Origin of the sequence: Nocardia gipuzkoensis (assembly GCF_021183645.1) — a bacterium.
Taxonomy (GTDB): Bacteria; Actinomycetota; Actinomycetes; order Mycobacteriales; family Mycobacteriaceae; genus Nocardia; species Nocardia abscessus.
The window spans coordinates 7,627,282-7,652,452 of sequence record NZ_CP089225.1 but is presented as its reverse complement, the minus strand read 5'-3'; the positions used below and the strand labels follow the sequence as shown (position 1 = coordinate 7,652,452).

Annotated in this window: 23 protein-coding genes and 1 pseudogene; 15 read left to right on the top strand and 9 right to left on the bottom strand. The window is 69.4% G+C overall.

The genetic code is table 11. From position 1 onward, the window contains the following. Positions 1-43 precede the first annotated feature (43 nt). Together LTT66_RS34760 and LTT66_RS34755 are read left to right on the top strand one after the other, a co-directional pair. Positions 44-1,039 (top strand): acyl-CoA dehydrogenase family protein, encoded by a 996-nt coding sequence (locus LTT66_RS34760; protein WP_233062709.1) that lies wholly within the window; start codon positions 44-46, stop codon positions 1,037-1,039. Next, a complete protein-coding gene (locus tag LTT66_RS34755) occupies positions 1,020-2,195 on the top strand; it encodes an acyl-CoA dehydrogenase family protein (protein ID WP_233062708.1) in 1,176 nt (391 codons plus the stop codon). The genes LTT66_RS34760 and LTT66_RS34755 overlap by 20 nt, the downstream gene beginning before the upstream one ends. A gap of 103 nt (positions 2,196-2,298) precedes the next feature. Here LTT66_RS34755 and LTT66_RS34750 read toward each other — a convergent pair whose 3' ends face one another. The 3 genes from LTT66_RS34750 to LTT66_RS34740 form a co-directional block, all read right to left on the bottom strand. Further along, positions 2,299-2,490 carry a ferredoxin gene (locus LTT66_RS34750; protein ID WP_233062707.1) on the bottom strand — a complete coding sequence of 64 codons (192 nt, stop codon included), beginning with the start codon at positions 2,488-2,490 and terminating at the stop codon, positions 2,299-2,301. Between the two features lie 100 nt (positions 2,491-2,590). Next, positions 2,591-2,863: a ferredoxin gene (locus tag LTT66_RS34745; protein ID WP_233062706.1), complete on the bottom strand. Its 273-nt coding sequence runs from the start codon at positions 2,861-2,863 to the stop codon at positions 2,591-2,593. Continuing rightward, positions 2,860-4,167, bottom strand: a complete 1,308-nt coding sequence (locus tag LTT66_RS34740; RefSeq protein ID WP_233062705.1) for an NADH-ubiquinone oxidoreductase-F iron-sulfur binding region domain-containing protein — start codon at positions 4,165-4,167, stop codon at positions 2,860-2,862. Before LTT66_RS34740 ends, LTT66_RS34745 begins: the two co-directional genes overlap by 4 nt. A gap of 75 nt (positions 4,168-4,242) precedes the next feature. Between LTT66_RS34740 and LTT66_RS34735 the strand changes: the two genes are divergently transcribed. Then, positions 4,243-4,716, top strand: a complete 474-nt coding sequence (locus tag LTT66_RS34735) for a hypothetical protein (protein WP_233062704.1) — start codon at positions 4,243-4,245, stop codon at positions 4,714-4,716. A gap of 44 nt (positions 4,717-4,760) precedes the next feature. Here the strand turns inward: LTT66_RS34735 and LTT66_RS34730 are convergent, their stop codons facing one another. The 6 genes and pseudogenes from LTT66_RS34730 to LTT66_RS34705 all read right to left on the bottom strand — a co-directional run. Further along, complete coding sequence (locus tag LTT66_RS34730; protein WP_233069501.1) at positions 4,761-5,627, bottom strand: alpha/beta fold hydrolase; 867 nt, start codon at positions 5,625-5,627, stop codon at positions 4,761-4,763. Positions 5,628-5,663: 36 nt separating this feature from the next. After that, positions 5,664-6,056, bottom strand: coding sequence for a Rieske (2Fe-2S) protein (locus tag LTT66_RS34725; protein ID WP_040864065.1), 393 nt, complete (start codon positions 6,054-6,056; stop codon positions 5,664-5,666). After that, positions 6,057-7,202 carry an amidohydrolase family protein gene (locus tag LTT66_RS34720; protein ID WP_233062703.1) on the bottom strand — a complete coding sequence of 382 codons (1,146 nt, stop codon included), beginning with the start codon at positions 7,200-7,202 and terminating at the stop codon, positions 6,057-6,059. Positions 7,203-7,223: 21 nt separating this feature from the next. Beyond that, positions 7,224-8,315, bottom strand: a complete 1,092-nt coding sequence (locus LTT66_RS34715) for an amidohydrolase family protein (RefSeq protein ID WP_233062702.1) — start codon at positions 8,313-8,315, stop codon at positions 7,224-7,226. A gap of 30 nt (positions 8,316-8,345) precedes the next feature. Next, a complete protein-coding gene (locus LTT66_RS34710) occupies positions 8,346-9,710 on the bottom strand; it encodes a cytochrome P450 (protein ID WP_233062701.1) in 1,365 nt (454 codons plus the stop codon). A gap of 41 nt (positions 9,711-9,751) precedes the next feature. Beyond that, positions 9,752-9,868: pseudogene (locus LTT66_RS34705) on the bottom strand (SDR family NAD(P)-dependent oxidoreductase); the annotation flags it as partial. Between the two features lie 505 nt (positions 9,869-10,373). Between LTT66_RS34705 and LTT66_RS34700 the strand changes: the two are divergent. From LTT66_RS34700 to LTT66_RS34645, 12 genes are all read left to right on the top strand, one after another. Continuing rightward, positions 10,374-11,912 (top strand): AMP-binding protein, encoded by a 1,539-nt coding sequence (locus tag LTT66_RS34700; protein WP_233062700.1) that lies wholly within the window; start codon positions 10,374-10,376, stop codon positions 11,910-11,912. Positions 11,913-12,193: 281 nt separating this feature from the next. Next, positions 12,194-13,837 (top strand): FAD-dependent oxidoreductase, encoded by a 1,644-nt coding sequence (locus LTT66_RS34695; RefSeq protein WP_233062699.1) that lies wholly within the window; start codon positions 12,194-12,196, stop codon positions 13,835-13,837. 70 nt (positions 13,838-13,907) lie between these two features. Beyond that, positions 13,908-14,771, top strand: a complete 864-nt coding sequence (locus LTT66_RS34690) for an alpha/beta fold hydrolase (protein ID WP_233062698.1) — start codon at positions 13,908-13,910, stop codon at positions 14,769-14,771. 2 nt (positions 14,772-14,773) lie between these two features. Next, the gene (locus LTT66_RS34685) at positions 14,774-16,447 is read left to right on the top strand and encodes a bifunctional 3-(3-hydroxy-phenyl)propionate/3-hydroxycinnamic acid hydroxylase (protein ID WP_233062697.1); all 1,674 of its coding nucleotides are present in this window, start codon (positions 14,774-14,776) and stop codon (positions 16,445-16,447) included. Then, positions 16,404-17,381, top strand: a complete 978-nt coding sequence (locus LTT66_RS34680) for a 3-carboxyethylcatechol 2,3-dioxygenase (RefSeq protein WP_233062696.1) — start codon at positions 16,404-16,406, stop codon at positions 17,379-17,381. Before LTT66_RS34685 ends, LTT66_RS34680 begins: the two co-directional genes overlap by 44 nt. A gap of 89 nt (positions 17,382-17,470) precedes the next feature. Beyond that, entirely contained in the window at positions 17,471-19,219 is a 1,749-nt protein-coding gene (locus LTT66_RS34675; RefSeq protein ID WP_233069500.1) for an FAD-binding protein, read from the top strand. Next, positions 19,216-20,517, top strand: coding sequence for an LLM class flavin-dependent oxidoreductase (locus tag LTT66_RS34670; protein ID WP_233062695.1), 1,302 nt, complete (start codon positions 19,216-19,218; stop codon positions 20,515-20,517). Before LTT66_RS34675 ends, LTT66_RS34670 begins: the two co-directional genes overlap by 4 nt. A gap of 75 nt (positions 20,518-20,592) precedes the next feature. Then, a complete protein-coding gene (locus tag LTT66_RS34665) occupies positions 20,593-21,405 on the top strand; it encodes a coniferyl-alcohol dehydrogenase (protein WP_233062694.1) in 813 nt (270 codons plus the stop codon). A 40-nt stretch (positions 21,406-21,445) separates the two neighbouring features. Further along, positions 21,446-22,435: a cyclase family protein gene (locus LTT66_RS34660; protein WP_233062693.1), complete on the top strand. Its 990-nt coding sequence runs from the start codon at positions 21,446-21,448 to the stop codon at positions 22,433-22,435. A gap of 28 nt (positions 22,436-22,463) precedes the next feature. After that, entirely contained in the window at positions 22,464-23,078 is a 615-nt protein-coding gene (locus LTT66_RS34655; RefSeq protein WP_233062692.1) for an NADPH-dependent FMN reductase, read from the top strand. Beyond that, positions 23,075-24,262: a 3,4-dihydroxy-2-butanone-4-phosphate synthase gene (locus LTT66_RS34650; RefSeq protein ID WP_233062691.1), complete on the top strand. Its 1,188-nt coding sequence runs from the start codon at positions 23,075-23,077 to the stop codon at positions 24,260-24,262. Before LTT66_RS34655 ends, LTT66_RS34650 begins: the two co-directional genes overlap by 4 nt. Beyond that, the gene (locus LTT66_RS34645) at positions 24,259-25,170 is read left to right on the top strand and encodes an alpha/beta fold hydrolase (RefSeq protein ID WP_233062690.1); all 912 of its coding nucleotides are present in this window, start codon (positions 24,259-24,261) and stop codon (positions 25,168-25,170) included. Before LTT66_RS34650 ends, LTT66_RS34645 begins: the two co-directional genes overlap by 4 nt. The last annotated feature ends 1 nt before the right edge of the window (position 25,171 follow it).

The window sequence follows — 25,171 nt, the reverse complement described above, 5'->3', positions numbered from 1 at the left end:
TCGAGGGAAGTGGTTCCCGAGAGTCGTCGAGGAGGGCGATCGGATGTTGCTGGAGTTCGACTCCGATCAGCGGTTGTGGCAGGACACCGTGCGCGACGTGGTCGCCAGACACTGTCCCCCCGCGCTGATCAGGGACATAGCCGATCGCGGCGCGGATCCCGGACCCCTGTGGAAGGTCTATCTCGACCAGGGCTGGACCGCGCTCACCGATCCGTCCGAGACGGTCGAGCTGACGATCCTGCTGGAGGAATTGGGGCGGGCCACCGATCCGACCCCGTACCTGGCCACGATGACCCACTACGCGCCGTTGGCCGGTGACGCCCACCCCGCGACGGCGGCCTCCGCGGTGTTCGACGGCATCTCGGCGCGCCGCGACGGCGCGGGGTGGACGCTGGACGGCACCGCACAGGTGCTCGACGGCGACCGAGCCGAGTGGTTTGCGGTCGCGACCGGGGCCGGGGTGTTCGTGGTCCCCGCCGACCGGGTCGCCGCGCGCCGGATCAGGGTGTTCGACCCGCTGCTGCACGTGGCCCAGGTGACGCTGGAACAGGTGCGCGTCGGCCCGTCCGACCGAGTGCGCCGCGATGTGCGCCACGCCAGGGAGGTAGCCCTGACCGGGCTCGCGGCCACCATGGTCGGCGCGTGTCAGCGAGTGCTGGATCTGGTCGTCGAGCACGTGCGCGTGCGCCGCCAGTTCGGGTCGCCGATCGGCGCGTTCCAAGCCGTGGCGCACAAGGCCGCCGACATGCACGTGGCCGTCCAGCGCGCCCGTGCGCTGACCTACTGGGCCGCGCTGACCATCTCCGCCGACGACCCGCGCAGGCAGCTGGCCGCCGTCATGGCCAAGGCGGCCGCGGGTGACTGCCAAGCGGTGGTCTTTCGCAACGGCCTGCAGCTGTTCGGCGCCATGGGTTACACCTGGGAGAACGATGTGCAGTTCGCGTTGAAACGGGCCAAGGCCGGGGAGCTGCTGCTCGGCGGCGCCGACGAGCATCGCGCGACGATTGCGAGGGAGTACCGTGCAACTGACCTTCGATGACGATGTGGAGGCGTTCCGCGCCGAGTTCGTCGCGTTCCTCGACCGGCACCTGCCGCCGGAGGCCGCGGCGGGTGAGCGCCCGCGATCGACCGCCCATGTCCCGGAATGGGCGCGGCAGTGGCAGCGGCTGCTGTTCGAGCACGGCTGGCTGGTGCCGGGCAACCCGCCGGAGTTCGGCGGCCGCAATGCCGGGATCCTGCAGCAATACGTGCATCGCGAGGAACTGGCCCGGCGGCGCGTCTACGAGTACTTCAATCCGCAGGGCGTCGGTATCGTCGCCGCCTCCCTGATCACCTTCGGGACGCCGGAGCAGCAACAGCGCTGGGCGGTACCGATCCTGCGCGGCGACCGCACCGCCGCGCTCGGGATGAGCGAGCCGGACGCGGGCTCGGACCTGGCGGGTCTGCGCACCCGGGCGGTGTTGCGCGGCGACCGCTTCGTCGTCGACGGGCACAAGATCTGGACCTCGGGTGCGCACGATGCCGATGTGCTGCTGGCGTTCGTGCGGACCGATCCCGACGCGCCGAAGCACCGGGGAATCTCGGCCCTGCTCATCCCCACCGATCTGCCCGGCGTGCGCTGCAGGCCGTTCGCCTCGGTCTGCGACCCGGCGGACCTCGATTTCAACGAGGTGTTCTTCACCGAGGTCGAGGTACCCGCCGAGAACCTGGTCGGTGAGCTGCACAAGGGCTGGCGGGTAGCCAACGGGTCGCTCGGGCACGAGCGCACGCTGCTGTGGCTCAGCTTCGCGGATCGGCTGGACGGTCTGCTGGCCGATTTCCGGCCGGATACCGCCGTGGCCGCCGATCGTTACGCCGAGCTCGTCCTCGACGCGCACGCGCTGCGTCTGCTCGGATCGGACGCGCTGGCCAAGGCGGCGCGCGGTGAGGACGCCGGCCCCGGACTCTCGGTGCTCAAACTGCTGGGTTCCGAAGCCGTGCAACGCGGGTCCGAACATGCATTGGCGGCCGCGGGGCCGAGCGGGCTGCCGCATCCTGATATCACGGCGCGGCACAGCGTGTTCAACCTGGAGGAGACCGCGCCGGGCTGGTTCGAGCGATTCGTGCGCAGCTTCGCGGGCACTATCGCGGGCGGCACGTCGGAGATCCAGCGCAACATCATCGCCGAACGCATCCTGGGTCTGCCCCGGCAGTGACGGCCGGTCGGTGGCCTCGAGGCATGTCGGCCGCCGACCGGCGAACCCGCTGCGCGCCCGCCCATTTCGGACCGACCGGACGGTGGACGGGCGCTCGCGGGGCTCACTCGATGAGAGAGATGGCCGCGCGCGGGCATTGCGCTATCGCGTCGCGCACGCGCGATTCGACCTCCGGGGTCACCTCCGGCTGCAGTACGTGCAGTTCGTCCTTGTCGTCCAGCTCGAACACCTCGGGGATGATGCCCATGCAGATGCCGTTGCTCTCGCAGGTGCGGTAATCGACCTCGATTCTCATCGCGCCGCCTTCGTCTCGCAGTGGTGGTGGCCTGCCGTGCGACATGCCGACGTCGCCGGTTCCGAGGTGTCGGTGCGCGCCGACGTCCTGCTGTGCTCGCTCATCGCGGCGGCTCCTGGCCGAGTGGCTCCGCCGCCGAGGCGGGCGCCGAAGTCGCCGGGGGAGGGCCGGTTTCGGGCTCGGGTAGGGCGATGATGGCGTGCACGGGGCAGTCCAGCAGCGCGCGCAGCACTCCGTCCTGGTCTGCCGCCGCCACGACGCCGGTCCCTTCCATGGTCGCGTAGCCCCAGTCGTCGAGCGAGAAATGCGCGGGCGCGTGTTTCGCGCACAGGCCGAATCCGTCGCACAGCGTCCGATCGAGCCGAATTCTCATGCCTGCATCACCGCTTCCACGTCGAACGGCCGGTCGGCCAGGTAGACACCGCAGGCGCAGGTGGAGCACCGACCCTCGAGATGCGCGGTGACCTCCGCGGAGAATCGCGCCAGCAGCGTGGCAGCGGCGTTGGCCGCTCCGTCCAAGGTGCCGCAGGCGCCGCGTCCGCGCAGCACCACCGACCATCGCTCCAGTCGTTCGATGTCCGCTGCGGAGGCCAGCCCGTCGCGCAGCGCGGTGGTTGCCGCCGCCATCGCCGCGGTGCCGTTGAAGCAGGATCCGCACTGGCCCGCGTTCTCGCGGTCGAAGTAGTTCAGCACGGCCGCCGCCACGGCGACCGGGCACTCGCCGGTGAGCAGCGAGATCGCTCCGCATCCCAGGCCGCTGCCGAGGGCGCGGATCGATTCGTGGTCCAACGTGGCCGTCAGCACCGCACGATCCACCATGCCCCCGAAATAGCCGCCCAGCAGGGCGCCGCGCACTTCCTCGGGCGCCACGCCGTGCAAGGCGAGCACATCGGCGAACCTCGTGCCGTGCGGCAGCTCGTACAGCGCGGGCGGACGCCCGCCGCCGGTGACGGTGGACAGAAAGGTGCCCGGCGAATGGACGGTGCCCACCGCACGGAATGCCGCACCGCCGTACCGGTGGACGAACGGCAGATGCGCCAAGGTCTCCACGTTGCTGACCACCGTCGGCAGCCCGTCGACGCCTTGTTGGAACGGGCGCGGCGGCTTGTCCGAGGGTTTAGCCGGGCCACCGTTGATGGCACGCACCGCCGCGGTCTCCTCCCCGGCGACATAGGCCGGGGCCACGGTGACGAGCTCGATGTCGACCTCGCCGAGTCCGGCCGCGTCGAGTTCGGTCAGGGCGGCGTCGATCCGGCGGGCGGACCGCGGGTCCGAGACGTAGACGTAGGCGCGCAGCGCGCCGACCATTCCGGCCGCCAGCCGCACCCCGTCCAGGACGAGGTGCGGGCGGTGGCGCATCAGCCATTTGTCCTTGACCGAGGCGGGCTCGCCTTCTTCCCCGTTGGCGACGACCACGGTCTCGTTCCCGCGCAGCCCGGCTTCCCGGACGCCGCCCAGTTTGACGGCGATCGGGAACGCCGCGCCGCCGCGACCGAGCAATCCGCTGTGCCGGACCTGCGCCAGCACCGTGTCTACGGAGTCGAGCGCCCGGTAGCCACCGGCTGCGCGGTACGCGGCGAGGTCTTCGCCGTCGCCGTCCGCCCGCAGCAGGCGGGGCACACAGCCGGGCGCCGGGGCCACGGTGAGCCCGGTGACCGGCTCGACAGTTTCTTGCATGGCAACCTCTTCTGGCTGATGGTGGATCGTTGACCGGAACGGCGTTCTCCGGCAGCGGCGGTTACGCTTGCGGACATGAGAACCGCGGTGGTGCGTATCAATGTCGACCCGGCCGGGCAGCTCACCGCGACGGAGCTGGCGGACGGCATGCGGGCATTGCGCGCGCACGCCGCCTCGATTCCGGCCGAGACGCAGGACGACGATCTGCCGGGCAAGCCCGCCACTCGGCGCGAAGTCCAATTGCTGGTCGCGACAGAAGATCCCGACTCCGCCGTGCGCGAGGCGGTGCGGGTGTGCGCCGCGGCGTTCGGCACCACCCCGGCGGCCGGTGTGGTGACCTTCGTCAGCCGCGGGACCGATGACGACGCGCACGGCGTCCTCGCCGGTTTCGGGGTGACCGGCGAGATCACCCGGGCGCAGGACGCCGACGGTTTCGACGTGGTATCGGTGACGCTGCGCGAATCCGATCTGGAACGGGTGCCCGAGAGCCGGATTCACACCGCCCTGGAGGCGTCGCTGAACTGCGAGGTCCGCATCCACATCCGGTGAGGGACCCGGGCGGGCGCCGGACATCGAGCGCGCGGGCCCGGCCATCACCCGTCCAGGAACTTCAGGAGCGCGGGCGCCGCCAGCACCCAGGTGTCGAACAAGTTGTAGTGGCTCACTTTTCCGCTCGCGCGCTCCTCGACCGCGCGCTCCCAGGCGTCTTCCGGCCACGGCGGGTCGATCAGCGTGGAGCCCTCGATCAGGCAGCTCACCTCGAGTGACGTGCGCTTGGGGTGGTCCAGGTCGCCCGCCCCGCCACGGATGATCAGCGTGGGGACGCGGATGTGGTCGAACATCTCGTCGTCCACTCCGGGGATCGTCTGGCCCGGCTTCGGGACATAGGCGCCGAGCCACCGCAGCGACAGCTTCACGAACTCGTCGCGGTCCAGGCCGAGCAGGCGCTGCTCATTGGCCGGATTCTGGGCGATCCGCTCGCGCCACTCCCGCATCCGCGGCAGACCCGCGACCCCGCTTCCACGCACGACCTGCAAGCTGGGCAGCACGTAATAGGCGCCCAGATTGAACATCCCGTAGATGCCGCCGACGATGTTCCACAGCACCAGCTTGGTTACCCGCTCGGGATAGAGCATCGCCGTCAGCATCGAGTCGCGGGCGCCGCCGGAGCCGCCCGCCAGCACGCAGGGGCCCGCGTCCAGTGCGGAGAGCAGGCCGTCGAGCGTCTGCGCCCGCATGTGCGACTCCGTCTGCCCGTAGAACTGCACGTCGGAGGCGCCGCAATTGGGGCGGTCCCACAGCAGCACGGTATATCCGCCTTCGACGATGGCTTCGGCCAGCGGGCGCAACCCGGGCACGTCCATGCCGAACCGGCCACCCGGCGTCAGGACGACGAGATCGCCGGAATCGCCGAGGATCTCGTAGACGACCTTGCCACCGTTGATCTCCACCGAGGACACGCGGGCCGCGCCGCTTTCGCTGTTCACGCGGGCGCCTCAGGCCATGACCACGACGTCGTCACCGACGATCCGGACCGGGTAGGTGCGGATGCTCCATTCGGGCTTCACCGCGGTGGTGCCGGTCGCCAGCTCGAAACCCCATTGATGCCATGGGCAGTAGATGTATTCCTTGTCCCGCACCATAACCGCGTCGCCGGGAACGGACTCGTCGACGACGGTGCGTCCGCGGGCCCGGCCCGCGCACAGCGGCCCACCCTCGTGTGGACAGTAGTTCGCGATGGCGTAGAACGTTCCGTCGACGTTGTAGACGCCGACGCCGTGCCGGCCGATCGGCACCACCTTGGACGAGCCGGGCGGGATCTCGTCGACGGTCGCGACGACGTGCTCGCGCCCCTGCGCCAGCCGTGGCGTCTCGGATTCGTCCGGCACTCAGAACACCCGCCTCTGGCCGTCGATGGCGGGCACCGTTTCCGGCAAGTGATAGGTCTCGATGCCGTTGCGGTACATCACCCGGTCGCGTGCGTGCTGCGGCAGGTGCTTGACCAGCCAGCGGGGATCGTCGAAGGTCCAGTGCGGATAGTCCGAGGAGTAGAGCAGGATCTTGTCCGCCTCCATCCATTCGAACGCCCGGGTGAGTTCGGTCTTGTCGTCGGGATAGTCCAGCGGCTGGGTGGTGAACTTGATGTGCTGCTTGACGTACTCCGAGGGCTTGCGCCGAATTCCGGTCCACGACTTGCGCGCTTCGTAGACGGCGTCCATCCGCCACATCAGCGGCAGGATCCAGGAGAAGGCGTGCTCCACGAACACGATTCGCAGTTCCGGGAATCGGTCGAACACCCCGTCGAAGATCAGGCTCATGATCTGGTTCGCCGCCAGCAACGAGTAGGTGACCATGAAGTCGTGGTTGTAGCTGGGGAATCCGACCGGCGGCATGGGCATCGTCTCGTATGCCCCGCGGCCGAGATGGCAGCTGACCACCAGATCGTGCTTGGTCGCGGTGGACCAGATCGGGTCGTACTTCGGATCGCCCCAGGCCGGACGAGGTTCGGCCTTGATCAGGATCTGCGCCATGTACGGGTGCCCGGCCCAGTGCTCGATCTCGCGGACCGCGCCCTGCGGGTCGTCGATGGCCGCGCAGATCGAGCCGCGCCAGCGCTGGTGCCAGTTGTTCTTCGGGTCCAGCCAGTGGTTGGCCAGCCAGTGGTTGACGCCCGTCGCGAGCGCCTGAGTGGCCTCGGGGAGCCGGGTGGCCTTGACCGTCGGCTCCAGGATCGCGATGTCGGAGCCCGCCTCCACGATCAATTGCCGGAAGGCCAGTTCCGGGTCACTGCCGGGGAATTCGCCGTCCGCGGGAAAGGTGTCCACCCGCATCGCGTAGGAGTGCGCGTAGTCGGGGGCGTCGTAGATGATCGTCTCGCCGACGCGGTGACTGAGAAAGTACGAGCTGCGGTACGGCTCGGGGATGTATTCCACGAGTTCCCGGCGTCGTGGCACGGGGTGCACGTCCGAGTCGACGACCCGGACGGCGACCTGTTCGGGCGCCGGGGCGCGGTGCTGCTGGTGGGCCAGCGTCATGGTCGTCTCCCTTGTTCGCGGCTATTCGGTGACCAACTCGGCCGGGATGTCGATGCCGTAGAGCTGTGACGCATTGCGCCAGCAGAGCTTTTCGCGCTGCCGGGCGCTGAGCGTGGAGGCGAGCCCGTCGACGTCCCCGCAGTGCCAGTGCGGATAACTGGAGCCGAACATCACCATGTCCTCCTTGCCGGTGAAACCGAGCCACTCGGCGGCGAATTCGGTGTCGCCGGGTCCGTCGAGGCTGCCCTGGACGAAGAACACGTGACCGGGCAGGTAGTCGCTGGGCATCCGCGGTGACCAGGGCGTCTGCTCCAGATGCGGCCTGCCGAAGGTGTCCATCCGCCAGGTGAAGGGGGTCAGCAGATCGGCCGCGCCGTCGGCCCAGACGAACCGCAACGACGGCATTCGCTCGAACACGCCTTCGGCGATCATGTTCATCAGGTGGTAGATGTAGTTCAGCGACATGAACCCGAGATACTGCTCGTAGGTCCGGGTGTGCCCCGACGGTGTGGGCGGGAAGCCGATGCTCTCGCCGGTCTCGATGTGCGCCGCCACCGGCAATCCGGCCTCGGCCGCCGCCTCCCACAACGGCCAGAACTGTGGCTTGCCGTAGAGTTCGCGCGACTGCAACGGGATACCGACCTGGACGACACCGGGATGGCCGGCCCACTTGCCGATCTCGCGCAGCGCCCCCGGGATGTCCTCGGGGTTCACCCGGATGGTGCCGCGATACCGGGAGGCGTACGCGCCGGAATCCAGCCACCGCGACACCATCATCTCGTTGTGCGCGGCCAACATCGCGGTGGTCAGGTGCCGGTCCGGCAGGATGCCCCGGGTCATGGGATGCAGGATCGCGACGTCCACGCCACGCGTCTCGAACAGGTGCCCGCCGACCACGTCCGGGTCGGACCCCGGGTACTCGCGGCCGGGCCCCCTGGTGCCCTCGGCGTACTCTCCGCCCGGCGCGCCGTACCAATCCATCTCGGCGTCCGGGATGCCGCGGCTGGCGAACGGCTCGCGCAGGAAGCCGCGCATGTCCTTGTTCGAGGCGAAGAAGATGTGCACGCTGGCGTCGATGACGGGGGTGCTGGTGCCGTCGGAAAGCGTTCTCATCCCATATCTCCCGGTGTGCGCGGGTACACGTCAGCCGATCCGCGCGATGTCGGGGCGCTCGGTCACCGGCGCCGCGAGTTGCTGCTCGTCGCAGATCCGCTGGAGTTTCTCCAGGGTCTCCGCCAGCCCGGCGCCCAGGCGCGGTCCCGGCGTGAAGGTGGCGGGCAGGTGCCGCATGCCCTGGATGACCCCGATGGTCTCGTAGTGCACGGTGCCCTCGGGATCGCAGCGGTAGTCGGGCATCCGGTCGAGCACAGCGGTGAGCATGGACTTGAACACGGTGCGCGCGACGTTCGACCCGATGCAGCGATGCACGCCGAGACCGAAGCTGAAGTGCCGGTTGCCCTTGCGATCCAGGACCACCTCGTTGGGATCGGGAAAGATCGCTGGATCGCGGTTGGCCATCGCCCAGGAAAGCCACAGCCGCTCACCCTCTTCGAAGCGGGTGTCCTCGACGACGCAGTCGGCCGAGATGGTGCGCCCGTCACCCGGCGCGGGCGTGAAGAAACGCAGGAACTCCTCGGTGGCCGAGTCGAGCAGGGTGTCGCGCTCGCGGCTGAGCAACTCGCGCTGGTCGGGGTGGTCGGACAGCCATTCCAGCGAGTGCGCGGTGAGCGCGGTGGTGGTGTCGAATCCGCCACCGATGATCAGCCCGAGCATCCCGAGCAGTTCGATGTCCGGCGCGGGCTCGCCGTCGATGTGCAGCTCGGTCAGCGCGCGCACCAAGCCGGGCCGCGGGTTCTGCTTGATCTCGGCGAGGTTGGTCAACAGGTCGATGCCCATCGCGCGGTGCATCTCGGCCACCCGCGCCGCGTCGGGCGAATCCTCCGGCGTGTACACCGCGGCGTGCACCGGCTCGCTGTAGATGGACCACTGCCGCAACGGAATTCCGAGCATGGCGAGGGTCAGCACGGCCGGGACGATGTTGGCGAGATCATCGACGAAGTCGATCCGCCCGCTCTCGATCTTCTCGTCCAGACTCGCCCGCACGATCTCGTCGATCACCGGCTCCCAGCGCCGGACCGCGGCGGGGGAGAGGTAGGGGTTGAGCACCTGGCGGTAGAGCCGGTGCTCCGGATCGTCCATCTCCAGCATGCCACCGCGGACGACCTGCGCGCGCCGGGCAGGCGGAATGGAGATTCCCTTGTAGCCCTTCCGTTCTCCGTGCAGGTCGTGATCGTTGGAGACGTGCGGGCAGCGGGCGAGCTCGAAGACCGCGTTGCCGCCGCTGGCCACCCAGTGACCGTCGTAGGTGTCGCTCCACGCGATCGGGCACTTCGCGTGCAGTTCCTCGGTGATCTCCTGGAACCGGTGCCGGTATTCCGGTGTGTGCCGGTCGAAGTGGTACCGGTTCTTCTTGCGGTCCTGATCGGCGACTGCGTCGTCAATGCTCACGATGATGTTCCTCTGCTGAGACTCGGGTAGCAGCCGCCGTCACAGAGGTCGACCGCGATGATGTCCGCGCCCTCCTCGGCCAGGCGCACCGCGTGACTGCGGCCCTGCCCGCGCGCCGCGCCGGTGATGAGCGCGACCTTGCCCTCGGCACGTCCCACAGCTGAACCTTCCGTTCTCTTCGATGGCCACGACGGCCACGCGGTGACGACGGATGACGCGTCTGCCGGAACGCCGAGGCGCACGCGCTGCGGTGAGCCAGGGATGGGCAGGCGATCGGTTTGCCGGGCACGGGCTGACGGCCTCGCAGCCGGGGCTGTCCGGGCGAATGGCTCGCTCGCCGACTCTGTGGTCGACCCGCCGCCTCGTTCAGCAAGAATTGTCCTTGCCGTCGATGAGAACGGTACTCTACCAAAAGTTTCCCCGCAAGCTTTCTGCGGTGCCGTGGATCTCGTCGGTGACTGCGGTTCGGCGGTACGCCTTCTGTGTGGAGTGGTGTACTTCCAGCAACTCCTGATCGGCAGCATGAGATGTATTACTTTCAGTTTAGGAGAATGATATTTCCGTCGATCACGGGCGCGGGCTGCTCCGGCCCGTCGGCCGACCCGGTTGTTGCACCGATGTCGAAAAGATCGCGCCGTGCCCGAGTAGTGAGTGAGAGTCGAGATGCGAACGGTCCCAGAGGAATTGCGAGCCCGCTACGAGCGGGAAGGCTGGTGGCGGCAGGAGACGCTGGGTGAGCTGCTGAGCCGAGGGCTCGCGGCCGCTCCCGGCGTCGAGTTCCGGGTCCATTCCGATGTGCGCCCGTGGTCGGGCACCTTCGCCGAGGTCGAGCGGGTGGCTCGCAGGCTGGCCGCGGGCCTGCGAGCGCGCGGAGTGCGTCCGGGCGACGCGATCGCGTTCCAGCTGCCCAACTGGATGGAGGCCGCCGCGACCTTCTGGGCCGCCGCGGTGCTCGGCGCGGTGGTGGTGCCGATCGTCCATTTCTACGGTCGCAAGGAGGTCGCGCACATTCTCGACGTCGTCCGGCCTGCCGTGTTCATCACGGTGCACCGGTTCGGCAAGCTGAGCTTCGACCCCGAGGTGAGCGCCCGGGTGCCGCTGGTCGGTCTGGTGGAGATCGACTTCGAGGAGCTGCTCGCCGACGAGCCGATGGCGGGGATGATCGCGGTGGATCCGGCGAGTCCCGCCCTGATCGCCTTCACCTCGGGAACCACGAGCGCCCCGAAGGGCGTCGTGCACAGCCATCAGACGCTGGGGTGTGAAGCCAGGCAGCTCGCCGAGCAGAACGAAATGGATCGGGGCAAGCAGCTCACGGCCACCCCGGTGGGGCATTTCATCGGCATGGTCGGGGCGTTCCTGATCCCGGTGCTGCACGCCAAACCGGTTCATCTGACCGATGTCTGGGATCCCGGCCGTGCGCTGGCCCTGATGCGCAGCGATGGTCTCTCGATGGGTGGCGGACCGCCCTACTTCGTCACCAGCCTGCTCGATCACCCGGAGTTCACCCCCGATCATCTCCGCCACGTCCGGTACGTCGGACTCGGTGGCTCCGCGGTCCCGGTCTCGGTGACCCGCAGGCTCGCGAATATGGGCCTCATCCCGTTCCGCGCCTACGGCAGCACCGAACACCCGTCGATCACCGCGTCGCGGTACACGGCTCCGGAGTGGGAACGCCTCGCCACCGACGGCAGGCCGATGCCGGGTGTCGAGATCCGGCTGGCCGACGACGGCGAAATCCTCAGCCGCGGGCCGGATCTGTGCCTCGGCTATACCGATGACCTGCTCACCGGCCAGGCTTTCGACGACGAGGGCTGGTATCACACCGGCGACATCGGCGTCCTGGGCGCGGACGGCTGCCTGACGATCACCGACCGCAAATCCGACGTGATCATCCGCGGGGGCGAGAACGTCAGCGCGCTGGAAGTCGAGGAGGTGCTCGCCGAGCTACCCGCGGTCGCCGAGGCGGTGGTCGTCGCCGTGCCCGACGAGCGCTTCGGGGAGGCGGTCGGCGCGGTGCTGCGTATCCGTCCGGGGCACGCGCTGCCGTCCGTGGGCGAGGTGCGAGCGCACTTCGCGGCGGCGGGCATCGCGCGTCAGAAGTGGCCGGAGCGATTGTTCGAGGTCGAGGACTATCCGCGGACGGCCAGCGGCAAGGTGCAGAAACATCTGATCCGCGAAAGGATTGCCACATCCGCCAGATGAGAATACCATTCTTCTCAGATGCAAATGGAGGTCTCGCGAACCTCGGGCGCCGCTGGTAGGCCGCTCGAAGCCTCCGCCCGTCCCGGGCGGATCCGCGGTTCCCCCACCGGTATTCCTCCGGGCGGAAGCTTCGGGGTCGACCACGCCACGCCGAATCCGCGCGGTCTCGGCTCCCGGGGTTCTCGGCCCGGTGAGTGCTTCGAAGCGCCCGCCGCGTTCGGCTCGGATGAGCGGATCCGGGGGCCCGGGGCTTGCCCGTCCAGCCGAAAGGAAATCGCGCAGTGCCTTCGCAGCAGCAGGAAAGATCCGCCACGACGGCGGATGTCGAGGTCGATGTGGTGGTCCTCGGTAGCGGCGCCGCCGGCCTGACCGCCGCACTGAGCGCGGCGGTGCACGGGGCGTCGGTGGCCGTCTTCGAGAAAGCGGCCACTGTCGGCGGAACGAGCGCGGTCTCGGGCGGGATCGCGTGGATCCCCGCCCACGACCGCTGCGCCGACGGACCGCTGAGCGTGGCCGACGCGCTGAGCTACCTGCACGCCCAGTCCTTGAACTCGATGGACGACGAGCTGGTCGAGATCTTCGTGCGCACCGGCGCGGCGATGGTGGACTTCGTCGAGGCGCACAGCGGTGTGCGTTTCGAGATCGCCGAGGGCTTCCCGGATTACAAACCGGAACTGCCCGGCGGCAGGCCGGGCGGCGGACGATCGCTGAGCCCTGTCGCGTTCGACCTGTCCCGGCTCGGCGAATGGCGCGACCGCATCACCGCCTTCCCCGCGGACTGGAGCAACGTGGGGTTCGATGCCGAGACGCGGGCCCGGCTGCACGCGACGATCGCCGACGAGTCGGCCGATCTCTGCGTGGCGGGAGCCGCCCTCATCGCGGGGTTGCTCGCGGGGTTGCTCGACGCCGGAGTCGTACCACGGACCGGGGTCAGGGCGACGGAACTGATCGCCGAGGACGGCGCGATCAGCGGGGTCCGGATCGTCACGGCCGCAGGCGAATCGACGGTCCGGGCGCGCGGCGGTGTCGTCTTGGCCACCGGCGGATTCGAGTGGGACCCGGTCCTGGTCCGCTCCTACCTGCGCGGACCCATGCACGGCGCCGTCTCGCCGCCGAACAACACCGGAGACGGGCTGCGCATGGCGATGGCGCACGGCGCGGACCTCGGCACGATGAGCGAAGCCTGGTGGGTGCCGATCGTCCGGATTCCCGGCGACACCATCGACGGTAAGCCGCGCAGTCGCAGCGTGCGCCTGGAGCGGACGCGCCCGCGCAGCATCATGGTCAATCGCGCGGGTAAGCGGTTCGTCAACGAGGCGTCGGAGTACAACTCGATGGCGGGCGCCTTCCACTATCTCGATCCCAAGGGCGGTTACGTCAACGACCCCGGCTGGATCGTCTTCGACGCCGTCCACCTGCGCAGGTACGGCTTCCTCGGCGTCGCCCCCGGTGATCCGGTGCCCGAATGGTTCTGCGAATCCGCGGATCTCGCCGAACTCGGGGCCAGGACCGGCATCGATCCCGACGGGCTCGCCGCGACCGTCGCCGCGTGGAACCGCCACGTCGCCGCCGAGGCCGACCCCGATTTCGGGCGCGGCTCGAGCGCCTACGACGGCTGGTGGGGCGATGAGCGCGCCGCCACCATCGCCGGTCGCACCCTCGGCCCGATCGACACCGCCCCGTACTACGCCGTGCCGGTCACCGTGGGCGCGATGGGAACGAAAGGCGGCCCGCGAACCGACCGGGACGGCCGGGTCAGGCACGTCAACGGGGCGGTCATCCCCGGCCTGTTCGCGGCGGGCAACGCCATGGCCGGTGTGACCGGCCGGGCCTACGGCGGAGCGGGCGGCACCATCGGTCCCGGGATGGTGTGGGGCTTCCGCGCCGGATACGCCGCGGCGACCGGCAAATCTGTCGAGATCTGAGCACAGCGAAGGCATCGGGCCGCAAACGCCGCGTCGGCGGCGCACCGGCCGGTTCTACGGAGGTAACGAGTTGCCGGAATACGAGAGCATCTGGAGCGATCTCCAGGGTGTCCCTTTCACACAGGGATACCTGGATGTCGGCGGCGTCCGAACCCGCTACCTACATGCGGGCGATCCCACCTACCCGGCTCTCGTTCTGCTGCACGGGTCCGGTGGGCATGCCGAGGCCTATGTCCGTAATCTCGAGTCGCACGCGGCGCACTTCTCGACGTGGTCGATCGACATGCTCGGGCACGGCTACACCGACAAGCCCGGCCATCCGCTGGAGATCTCGCACTACGTCGAGCACGTCATCGGATTTCTCGACGCGATCGGCGTGCGGCGTGCCTCCGTCAGCGGAGAATCGCTGGGCGGCTGGGTGGCCGCCCGCGTAGCGATCGACCATCCGGAGCGCGTCGAGCGCTTGGTGCTCAACACCGCGGGTGGATCGCAGGCCGACCCTGAGGTGATGCGGCGCATCGTCACGCTATCGATGGCGGCCGCCGCCGACCCCACCTGGGAGACGGTGCAAGCCAGGATCAAGTGGCTGATGGCCGACAAGTCGAAGGACTACGACGACGTGGTCGCCAGCAGGCAGCGCATCTACCGGCAGCCCGGCTTCGTCACGGCCATGCGCGACATCATGGCGTTGCAGGACCCGCAGATCCGGCAGCGAAACCTGCTGGGGCCCGCGGAATACGGCCGGATCACCGCGCCGGCGCTCGTGCTGTGGACCAGCGACGACCCGACCGCCGACGTCGGCGAGGGCAGGCGGATCGCGTCGATGATCCCCGGTGCGCGATTCGAGGTTCTGCCCGGCTGCGGGCACTGGCCGCAGTACGAGGACGCCAAGTCTTTCAACGCCCTGCACCTCGATTTCCTGCTGGGCGGCTGACCATGGTCGAGCAGACTTCTCCCACCACGCCGACCGACGTCGACGTGCTCGTGGTCGGTGCGGGCCCGGTGGGACTGACGCTGGCCAACATGCTCGGGATGTACGGGGTGCGCACCCGGGTGGTCGAGGAACGCCCGACGCTCATCGACTATCCGCGCGGTGTGGGCCTGGACGACGAGTCGCTGCGGACGTTCCAGGCGATCGGCTTGGTCGACCGCATCCTGCCGCACACCACGCCGAACCAGATCATGCGGTTCGTCGACAGCCGCCGCAGGCTCCTTGCCGAGATCGCACCGACCGACGAGCAGTTCGGCTGGCCGAAACGCAACGGGTTCGTCCAGCCGATGGTCGACGCCGAACTGCTTGCCGGACTGAACCGTTTCCCGCAGGTCGAGGTGGCCTGGGGGACGGCCATGACCTCGTGCGCGGACTCCGGCGGGCAGGTGACGGTGAAACTGGTCACCGACAGCGGGCCGTCCGCGATGACCGCCCGATACGTGGTGGGCTGCGACGGCGGGCGCAGCGCCACGCGGCGGCAGATGGGGGTCTCGTTCGAAGGGACGACGTCGCCGACTCGCTGGCTGGTGGTCGATCTCGCCTCGGATCCCCTGGGACACCCGAACATCGAGGTCGCCGCCGATCCGGCGCGGCCGAACGTGTCGGTGTCGATCGCGCACGGCATCCGGCGCTTCGAGTTCATGATCCACGACGACGAGCCCGACGAACTGGCCGAGGATCCGGCGTTCGTGGCGAAGATGGTCGCGCCGTTCGTTCCGCATCCCGAGCGGCTCGAGGTCATCCGGCGCCGGGTCTACACCCACCATTCCCGGATCGCGGGCGCCTTCCGGCGCGGCCGCCTGCTGCTGGCCGGCGACGCCGCGCATCTGATGCCGGTGTGGCAGGGGCAGGGCTACAACAGCGGCATCCGGGACGCGGCGAACCTCGGATGGAAACTGGCCGCGGTCGTTCGCGGGCAAGCGGGCGACGCCCTGCTCGACAGCTACGATCTGGAACGGCGCAAGCACGCCAGGGCCATGATCGATCTGTCGACGATGGTCGGCCGGGTGATCTCGCCGACCGATCGCAAGGTCGCGGTGGTGCGCGACGCGCTGGTTCGCGCGGCGGCCGCGATTCCTCCGGTGCGGCGCTACGTGCTCGGCATGCGGTTCAAGCCGATGCCGCGCTACGAGCGCGGCGCGGTGGTGCACGACTGGTCCCGGTCACCGGCGTCGTCGGTCGGCACCCTGTTCGTGCAGCCCCGGGTGGACACCACCGACCGCGCCGACGTCCGGCTCGACGAGGTGCTCGGCCCATGGTTCGCCGTGCTGTGCTGGAACAACCGGCCGCGCGAAGTGCTCGGCTCGACGGCGTTCGAACGGTGGAAAGCCTTGGGAGCGCGGTTCTTCGAAGCTCGGCCGTCCACCCAGCTGCACTGGACCGGCCACGACGACCCGGACGTCGTCGTCGTGGGCGACCGCACCGGAGCGCTGAAACGCTGGTTCGACGGCCAGCGCGACTCGGTGCTGTTCCTGCGGCCCGACCGCTGTGTGGCGGGCGCGTCCATCGCGCAGCTGGCGCCGGAACTGAGCGCCGACCTGCTCGACACTCTCGACTTGCTGCAGGGAGGAAACGATGCCGCTGGCCCTGTGCTGCGTCTCGCACAGCCCTCTTCTTGATCTCCCCGGCCCGGAACGGGAGCTGCTCGACGACATCGAGTCGGCGCTCGACGAGGCGGCGCGGTTCGTGCGCGCCTTCGACCCCGAACTGGTCGTGGTGTTCGCGCCCGATCACTACAACGGGTTCTTCTACAAGCTGATGCCGCCGTTCTGTATCGCGACGGCGGCCAGCGGAGTCGGTGACTACGGCACGCACGCCGGACCGCTCGACGTCCCCGCCGAGCTGGCTACCGAACTGGCCGAGGCGGTGCTGGCGGCCGGGGTCGACGTCGCGGTCTCGCTGACGATGGACGTCGATCACGGGACCGTGCAGCCGTTGCAGCGGCTGCTCGGCGCCGCGACGGCGCGACCGGTCGTCCCGATCTTCGTCAACTCGGTGGCAGTGCCGCTGGGGCCGCTGCGTCGCGCCCGTGCGCTGGGCGCGGCCGTCGGCGCGCACTTGGCGACCCTGGACGAACGGGTGCTGGTGATCGGCTCCGGTGGGCTCTCCCACGACCCGCCCGTGCCCGCACTCGCCACGGCCACCGGACCGGTGCTGGAGCGGATCGTGCACGGCGGGCAGATGACCCCACAGCAGCGGAATGCGCGGCAGGAGAAGGTGATCGAAGCCGGGCGCGAATTCGCCGCCGGGCGTGGCGGGCTGCGGCCGCTCAACCCCGAGTGGGACCGGCGCTTCCTCGACATCCTCGACCAGGGGCGGCTCGGCGAGTTCGACAACTGGTCCAACGCGGGGATCACCGAGGCGGCGGGCAACTCCGGGCACGAGGTCCGCACCTGGGTCGCCGCCTTCGCGGCCCTCGCAGCTCAGGGGCCGTACCGGACATCCGTGCGCTACTACCGCTGCGCTCCCGCGCTGATCGCCGGATTCGCCGTGCGAACCGCCCTGCTGGAACGGGACCAGGACAACGAATCGACCGCCAGGAGACGAGCGTGACATCCGAACCGACCGACCCGCCCGCGTCCGATACCGCCGAGCAGCCCGGAAACACCGGTGCCGGCGCGGCTTTCGACCATTCCGTCGATGTGCTGATCGTCGGCTCCGGCGGTGGCGGGCTGACCGCCGCGCTCGCCGCCGAAGCGGCCGGACTGTCCACCCTGGTGGTGGAGAAAGCGGCGTACTACGGCGGATCCACCGCACTGTCGGGCGGCGGGATCTGGGTGCCCGGCGCACCAGCTCAGAAGCGCGACGGCTACTCGCCCGATCCGGAGGGGGTGGTCGAGTACCTGCGCGCGATCACCGAGGGTCTGGTCAGTGACGCGCGCCTGCGGGCCTACGTCGCCAAGGCGCCGGAGATGATGGAATTCCTGGAGCGGCGCAGCCCGTGGCTGGAGTTCGTGTGGAAGCCAGGCTATGCCGACTACTACCCGGAACTGCCCGGCGGTTCCGCGCAGGGCAGCACCATCAACGTGCCGCCGATCGATCTGCGCGAGCTCGGCGAGGAAGAGCAGAACCTGCTGCGTCCGCTGGCTCTGGCCCCGAAGGGAATTTGGCTGGGGCCCAAGGATCTCCGGTTGTTCTACCAGGTGCGACAGTCCTGGCGCGGCAAGGCCGTGCTGGTGAAACTGGTGTGGCGGATGTTCCGCGCCAGGGTGTTCGGTGACCGGATCGCCGCCATCGGGCAGTCGCTGGTGGCCCGGCTGCGACTGGCGCTGCGGGAGCGCGACATTCCGCTCTGGCTGAGCGCGCCGATGACCTCCCTGATCACCGGAGCGGACGGCCGCGTGGTGGGAGCGGTGATCGAGAAGGGCGGGCAGTCGCTGCGAATCCGCGCCGAGCGCGGGGTGATCCTCGCGTCCGGCGGATTCGATCACGACATGGCCTGGCGCAAAGAGCACCAGCCCGTGGTGGAGCAGGATTGGAGCTTCGGCAACCCGGAGTCCATGGGCGACGGCATCCGCGCCGGGCAGCAGGCCGGCGCGGCCACCGACCTGCTGGACGAGGCGTGGTGGTTCCCCGCCATCCAATGGCCGGACGGCCGGCTGCAATTCATGCTGAACGAGCGCATGATGCCCGCCCAGTTCATCGTCAACGGCGCGGGCGAGCGGTACATCAACGAGGCCGCGCCGTACATGGATTTCGGCCACGCGATGATCGAGGGCCAGAAATCGGGGACCACGCACATCCCGAGCTGGCTGATCACCGACGTGCGGTCCTGGCGCCGATACGTCGTCGCGGGGCATCTGCCGCTGCCGAAGATCCCGTTCGCGCCGGTGCCGACCGGGCGGAAGATCCCGCAGGCGTGGCTGGACTCGGGTGTCGTCGTGGCCGCGAACTCCTGGACGGAACTCGCGGCGAAGATCGGCGTGCCCGAAGAGCGCCTGCGCGCCACCGCGACGCGATTCGACGAACTCGCGCGCAAGTGCCACGACGACGACTTCCAGCGCGGCGACAGCGTTTACGACAACTATTACGGCGATCCCACGCTGCCCAATCCCAATCTGTATCCGCTGGGCAAACCGCCGTACTACGCCTTCCGGATGATCCTCGGCGATCTGGGCACCTCGGGTGGCCTGCGCACCGACGAGCACGCCCGGGTGCTGCGGCCCGACGACACCGTCATCCCGGGTCTCTACGCCGTGGGCAACGCCTCCGCGGCGGTCATGGGCCGCAGCTACGCGGGCGCGGGCGCGACGATCGGGCCCGCGATGACGTTCGGCTACCTCGCGGCCGAGCATCTGGCCGGAAAGGCCGACGGCGCCACCGGGGCAGCGCAGCACACCGAATCAGCCCGCAACGACTCGACGTTCGATTCCATCGGAGGAAGTAAATGAAGATATCCCTGTTCTACGAATTCGCGCTGCCGCGGCCGTGGGTCCCGGACGACGAGCGCCAACTGTTCAAGGAAGGGCTCGCGGAGGTGGAGGCCGCCGACAAGGCCGGGTTCTCCACCGTCTGGTTGACCGAGCACCACTTCCTCGAGGAGTACTGCCACTCGACGGCGCCGGAGATCTTCCTCGCCGCCGCCAGCCAGCGGACCAAGGACATCCGGCTCGGTTTCGGCGTCATGCACCTGCCCCCGGCGATCAACCATCCGGCACGCGTCGCCGAACGCGTCGCCACGCTCGACCTCATCTCCGATGGACGGGTGGAGTTCGGTACCGGTGAGTCGTCGTCGGTGGGTGAACTCGGCGGATTCGCCATCGATCCCGCCGACAAGCGCGGGCAGTGGGAAGAGGCTCTGGAGGTCGCCATCCGCTGCATGGTCGAGGAGCCGTTCACCGGTTTCAAGGGCGAGCACATCGAGATGCCCGCGCGCAACGTGATCCCGAAACCGCACCAGCGCGCGCATCCGCCGGTGTGGGTGGCGTGTACCCGGCCCTCGTCGGTCCAGATGGCGGCGCGGCTGGGCGCGGGGGCGCTGAGCTTCGCCTACACCGGACCGGGGCCGCTGGCGGATCGTGTCCGTGGGTACTACCAGGAGTTCGAGGACAAGGCCGAGCCCTGGTTGCCGGTGCTCAATCCGAACATCCTGGCCATCGGCGGCGACCTGTCGATGATGGTCGCGCCCACCGACGAGCAGGCTCTGCAGCGGCTCGGGCTCGGTGGCGGCTTCTTCTCCTTCGGGATCATGCACTACTACATGACCGGCCAGCACACGCCGGGCCGCACCGGCGTCTGGGAGCGCTATCTCGACGCCGTCAAGGAGGACGAGACGCTGGCCTACGGCCCGGGCCGGGGCGCCATCGGATCGCCGGACACCGTGCGCGAATTCCTGCGCGGCTACGAGGAGAGCGGCGTCGACGAGATCATCCTGCTGCTGAATCCGCGCAGCCACGAGGCCACCATGGAGTCCATCGAACTGATGGGCAAGCAGGTGCTGCCGGAGTTCATCGAGCGCGACGAGAAGGCGGTCGCCGCGAAGGCGAAGCGGCTCGAGCCGGTCATCGAGAAGGTCGAAGCGCGGCGTAAGCCGTTGCCCTCGCCCGCGTTCGACGAGAACTACGCGTTCGGCGGCCTGCCCACCGGCCGCGGCGGCAGCTTCACCGCGAGCGAGATCCCCGAAGCCATGGCCGAGATCAACGAGGGCCGGGTCCAAGCCGCGCAGCGCGCCAAGGAAGAAGCGCAGTGACCACCGGCCCGCGCGGCCGCGCCGCGACCGCGCGGGCGTGGCCGGACGACAGCGGAGAAAGACGAGGTGCCCGAGGTGGAACGAGCCGATGAGCTGTGGCGTTACGACGGCAGGCGGGTCGTCGTGACCGGTTGCTCCTCCGGGATCGGCGCGTGCGTGGCAAGCCAGGTCACCGAACTCGGCGGCCGGGTGATCGGACTGGACCTGGTGGAGCCGACCGGTGCGCTCGATGAGTTCCACCAGGTGGACATGGCCGACGCCGCATCGATCGACCGGGCCGTCGCCGCGCTCGGCGGACCGGTGGACGCCCTGTTCAACGTCGCGGGCGTCTCCTCGGGCATCGGTGACCCGATCCGCGTGGTCACGATCAATTTCCTGGGCCTGCGGCACTGCACCGGAGCGATCGCGCGGTCGATGAACCCCGGCGCCACCATCGCGAGCGTGTCCTCGCTCGCGGCGGCCGGCTATCTCGAGCACCGCGAACAGGTCGGCGGCCTGCTGGACACCGCGGACATCGAGACCGGAATCGCTTGGTGCGAAGACCATCCCGACGCCGTGGCCGACGGCGGTTACCGGCTGTCGAAGGAAGCGATCATCTACTACACGATGCGCAACGCCGTCGCCTTCGGTGCGCGCGGCATCCGGATCAACTGCACCGGCCCGGGGGTGACAGAGACACCCATCCTGGAACAGCTGCGCTCGGCATACGGCTCCGAGTATCTCGACACCATTCCCAAGCCGCTGGGCCGGAACTCCGAACCGGCCGAACAGGCGGCCGCCCTGCTGTTCCTCAACAGCCGGGCGGCGAGCTACGTGACCGGCCAAGTGCTCTGGGTAGACGGCGGAAACGTGGGCGCCCGGATCGCCGGCGTCGACCTCGGCTCATGACCGCGGGCAGACGAGCAATCAGCGTGAAAGGAGAAGCACCGTGGCCGATCTGACGGAATTCCGGCGTGTCGCCGACGGCGTGCGCAATTGGGGCCGATGGGGCGCCGCCGACGAACTCGGCACGCTCAACTTCATCACCCCGGACAAGGTCGCCCAGGCGGCGCGCCTGGTGCGGCACGGGCGGGTGTTCCCGCTCGGCGTCGACTTCGGTTCGTCGGGGCCGCAAGGGGCGTTCAAGTTCCGGCATAACCCGGTGCACGTCATGACCGTGGACGGCGGCGACGCGGCAACTTTGACCGAATACGGCCCGAAGTGGTTGCGCAACAGCGTCGGACGGGAGCTCAGCGGCTTCTTCGAGGACAACCCGTTCCGCTTCAACGACGACCTGATCATCATGCCGCTGCAGGCGGCGACGCAGTGGGACGCGCTGTCGCACGTCTACTACGACGATCACCTGTACAACGGCTTCCCGGCGAGTTCGGTCACCAGCCTCGGCGCATTTCACTGCGGCATCGACAAAGTCGACGGCAAAGGCATCACGACCAGGGGTGTGTTGCTGGATCTGGTCCGCCACCGGGGCGCCGACACCTTCCTGGAAGCGGGCGATCCGATCACCCCGGACGAACTGGACGAGGTCGTCGAGGCGCAGGGGGTCGAGGTGGGCCGCGGCGACATCCTGCTGATCCGCACCGGGTGGTGGGCCCGCTTCCTTGAGGCGGGCGACGGCACGGAGCCGTACTCGGGCCTGGACTGGCGGTGTGCCACCTGGCTGCACGAACGCGAGATCGCGGCCGTGGCCGCGGACAACCTGATGGTCGAGGACCCGGTGTCCGGGGTGGACGGCACGTTCCTGCCGATGCACATGCTCTGCCTGCGGGACATGGGCCTGATGCTCGGCGAGTACTGGGATCTCACCGCGCTCGCGGCCGACTGCGCCGCGGACGGCGTCTACGAATTCCAGCTGATCGCACCGCCGTTGCGCGTCATCGGCGCCGTCGGATCGCCCATCAACCCGATAGCCATCAAGTAGGACCGAGGGAAAGAACGAGGTTTCGGTCATGACCGCAGGTACGACACGTGCGAGCGCCACCGAGGTGGCCGCGGACGGACGACCGTTCGTCGTCGGCATCGGCGGCACGTTGCGGGCGGGTTCGTCCACGGAGCAGGCGCTGCGGCACTGCCTGGCGGCCGTCGAGCGCCACGGCGGGCGCACCGCGCTGTTCTGCGGCGAGGAGATCAACCTGCCGATGTACAACCCGCACGACCCGTCCCGCACCGAGAAGGCCACCGCGCTGGTGGAGGCGCTACGCCGCGCGGACGCCGTGGTGATCGGCTCACCCGGGTACCACGGCGGCGTTTCCGGCCTGGTGAAGAACGCCCTCGACTACATCGAGGACCTTCGCGGGGACGCGACGGTGTACCTGGACAACAAACCGTGGGGCTGCATCACCTGCGCCTACGGATGGCAGGCCGCCGTGGGAACCCTCGGCCAGCTCCGGGTGATCGGTCACGCGTTGCGGGCGTGGCCCACGCCGCTCGGCGTCGCGATCAATTCCGCGGAGCCGATCTGGGATGCCGAGGGCAGACTGACCGACGACGCCGTCAGCGCTCAGCTCGATCTGCTCGCCACACAGGTGCTGACCTTCGCTCCCGCCGGTGGGGCACCGGCATGACGGCCTCGCCCCGGCCGAACGGCCGGACCAGGGTGGCCGAGGCCACGGCCGCCCTCCGGTCCGGGCGGATGATCCTGGTCTTGGACGAGACGGACGGCGCGTGCCGGGGCGATCTGGTGATGGCGGCCGAGTGCATGACGGCCGAGGCCGCGAACATCATGACCACCCTCGGGTGCGGACTGATCCACGTGTCGATGCGCTCGGCGGCGCTCGACGTCCTCGGAATACCCCCGGCCGACCCGACCGCCACCGGCCCGGGCCGCGACCTGTTCCGGGTGTCGGTGGGACTGGCCGGAGCGGGCGGTATCAGTGCTTCCCATCGCGCGCAGACCATTCGCGCACTCGCCGACCCGGCGAGCACACCGGCCAGGTTCACCCGGCCCGGACGCGTCTTCCCGCTCGGCTGCGCCGCAGGCGGTGTGCTGTCGGTGCCCGCGTATCCGGAGGCCGCGGCCGACCTGGTCGAGCTGGCCGGAATGGCGCCGGTCGGCGTGCTGTGTGAGGTCTGCGGCTCCGACGGCGAACAAGCCGGGCGCGCCGAGCTGCTCGAACTCGGTCGCGCACAAGGGTTTCCGGTGGTGTCCGTCGACGATTTGGTGGCTTACCGCCGGCGCGAACTGTGCCGGGTGAAGCGTCGCGGAGTGGCTCGTATCCCGCTGCCGATGGGGGAGTTCCGGGCGATAGGCTTCACCGACGGGCTGGATCGCGAACACGTCGCGTTCGTCCACGGCGACCCGGCCGCGGGCAGCGCGCCGCTGGTGCGCCTGCATTTCGAGTGCCTCGCCGGTGACGTTTTCGGTTCCCGGCACTGCGGTTGCCGCGCGAAACTCGAAGAAGCGCTGGATCGGATCGCGCGCGCCGGGGACGGCGTGCTCGTCTACGTTCGCGCGCGCAGCACCGCCGTGCGGGACACGTTGCGCGCCTGTGCCACCGCGGGTGAAAGCCACTGTGCCGAGGCACATCCGGTCGGCCACAGTGATCTCCAGTCCGCCTTCGACATCCTCGACGAGCTCGCCATGCGCGAGATCCGGTTGCTCAGCGACGTGGCCGAGGCCTCGCTCGAGCCGGAGCGGGTGCGCGTCGTCGAACGGATCCCGCTGTCGGACACCTCGCCCCGCTCCGGCGCGGGAACCTTCGCGCTGCGGCCACCGCACACCGACGACCGGATAGGGAGCATGTCGTGATCGCGCAGCGCAGAACCGTCGTGGTGGACGGCTCGACCACCGCGTACCTGGAAGCGGGATCGGGCGAACCGGTCGTGCTGCTGCACGGCGGCGAGTTCGGCGTGTGCGCGGAACTGGCCTGGGAGCACACCATCGACGCTCTCGCCCGCCACTACCGGGTCCTGGCGCCGGACATGCTGGGCTTCGGCGGGTCGGCGAAAGTGATCGACTTCAACGACGGCCGCGGCCTGCGCATCCGGCATATCGCCCGATTCCTCGCCGTCCTCGGCATCGAGTCGGCGCACTTCGTCGGCAATTCCATGGGCGCGATCAACCTCCTCGTCGACGCGACTTCGGCCGCGCCGAAGCTTCCGGTGCGCAGCCTGGTGGCGATCTGCGGTGGCGGCGAAATCCAGCGCAACGAGCACATGCAGGCGCTCTACGACTACGACGCCACGCTGCCCGGGATGCGCGCCATCGTCTCAGCACTGTTCCACGCCGAGTCTTTCCCCGCCGACGAAGCCTATGTGCGCAGGCGGTACGAATCGAGCATCGCCCCCGGCGCGTGGGAGGCTCTGGCGGCGGCGCGATTTCGCCGCCCGGGCGCCGAAGCGCCGCCCGCCCCGTCGAGCAAGCGCCCCTACGAGCGCATCCGCGTTCCGGCCCTCGTCGTCGAAGGCGCGCGCGACAAGTTGCTGCCCGCCGGGTGGTCGACGCACATCGCCGAGCAGATCCCGGCTGGGCGCGCCGTCGTCGTACCGGACGCGGGGCACTGCCCGCAGATCGAGCAGCCGGAGGTCGTCAACGCCCTGCTGTTGGCCTTCCTGCGCGAGCAGGCCGGCCCGGCCGGGGAGCCGAACGGCGCACGCCCGGGTCTGCTGACCCCAGTCGCGGGTACGGCTGCGGCCGGACCGAAACGAAAGGAATGAA

What these genes read in the sequence shown, in the direction of transcription:
- LTT66_RS34715 (WP_233062702.1), bottom strand. Translation starts at nt 8,315, where the DNA reads ATGAGAACGCTTTCCGACGGCACCAGCACCCCCGTCATCGACGCCAGC.
- LTT66_RS34670 (WP_233062695.1), top strand. Translation starts at nt 19,216, where the DNA reads ATGAAGATATCCCTGTTCTACGAATTCGCGCTGCCGCGGCCGTGGGTC.
- LTT66_RS34680 (WP_233062696.1), top strand. Translation starts at nt 16,404, where the DNA reads ATGCCGCTGGCCCTGTGCTGCGTCTCGCACAGCCCTCTTCTTGATCTC.
- LTT66_RS34700 (WP_233062700.1), top strand. Translation starts at nt 10,374, where the DNA reads ATGCGAACGGTCCCAGAGGAATTGCGAGCCCGCTACGAGCGGGAAGGC.
- LTT66_RS34655 (WP_233062692.1), top strand. Translation starts at nt 22,464, where the DNA reads ATGACCGCAGGTACGACACGTGCGAGCGCCACCGAGGTGGCCGCGGAC.
- LTT66_RS34720 (WP_233062703.1), bottom strand. Translation starts at nt 7,202, where the DNA reads ATGACGCTGGCCCACCAGCAGCACCGCGCCCCGGCGCCCGAACAGGTC.
- LTT66_RS34735 (WP_233062704.1), top strand. Translation starts at nt 4,243, where the DNA reads ATGAGAACCGCGGTGGTGCGTATCAATGTCGACCCGGCCGGGCAGCTC.
- LTT66_RS34650 (WP_233062691.1), top strand. Translation starts at nt 23,075, where the DNA reads ATGACGGCCTCGCCCCGGCCGAACGGCCGGACCAGGGTGGCCGAGGCC.
- LTT66_RS34760 (WP_233062709.1), top strand. Translation starts at nt 44, where the DNA reads ATGTTGCTGGAGTTCGACTCCGATCAGCGGTTGTGGCAGGACACCGTG.
- LTT66_RS34685 (WP_233062697.1), top strand. Translation starts at nt 14,774, where the DNA reads ATGGTCGAGCAGACTTCTCCCACCACGCCGACCGACGTCGACGTGCTC.
- LTT66_RS34745 (WP_233062706.1), bottom strand. Translation starts at nt 2,863, where the DNA reads ATGAGAATTCGGCTCGATCGGACGCTGTGCGACGGATTCGGCCTGTGC.
- LTT66_RS34750 (WP_233062707.1), bottom strand. Translation starts at nt 2,490, where the DNA reads ATGAGAATCGAGGTCGATTACCGCACCTGCGAGAGCAACGGCATCTGC.
- LTT66_RS34740 (WP_233062705.1), bottom strand. Translation starts at nt 4,167, where the DNA reads ATGCAAGAAACTGTCGAGCCGGTCACCGGGCTCACCGTGGCCCCGGCG.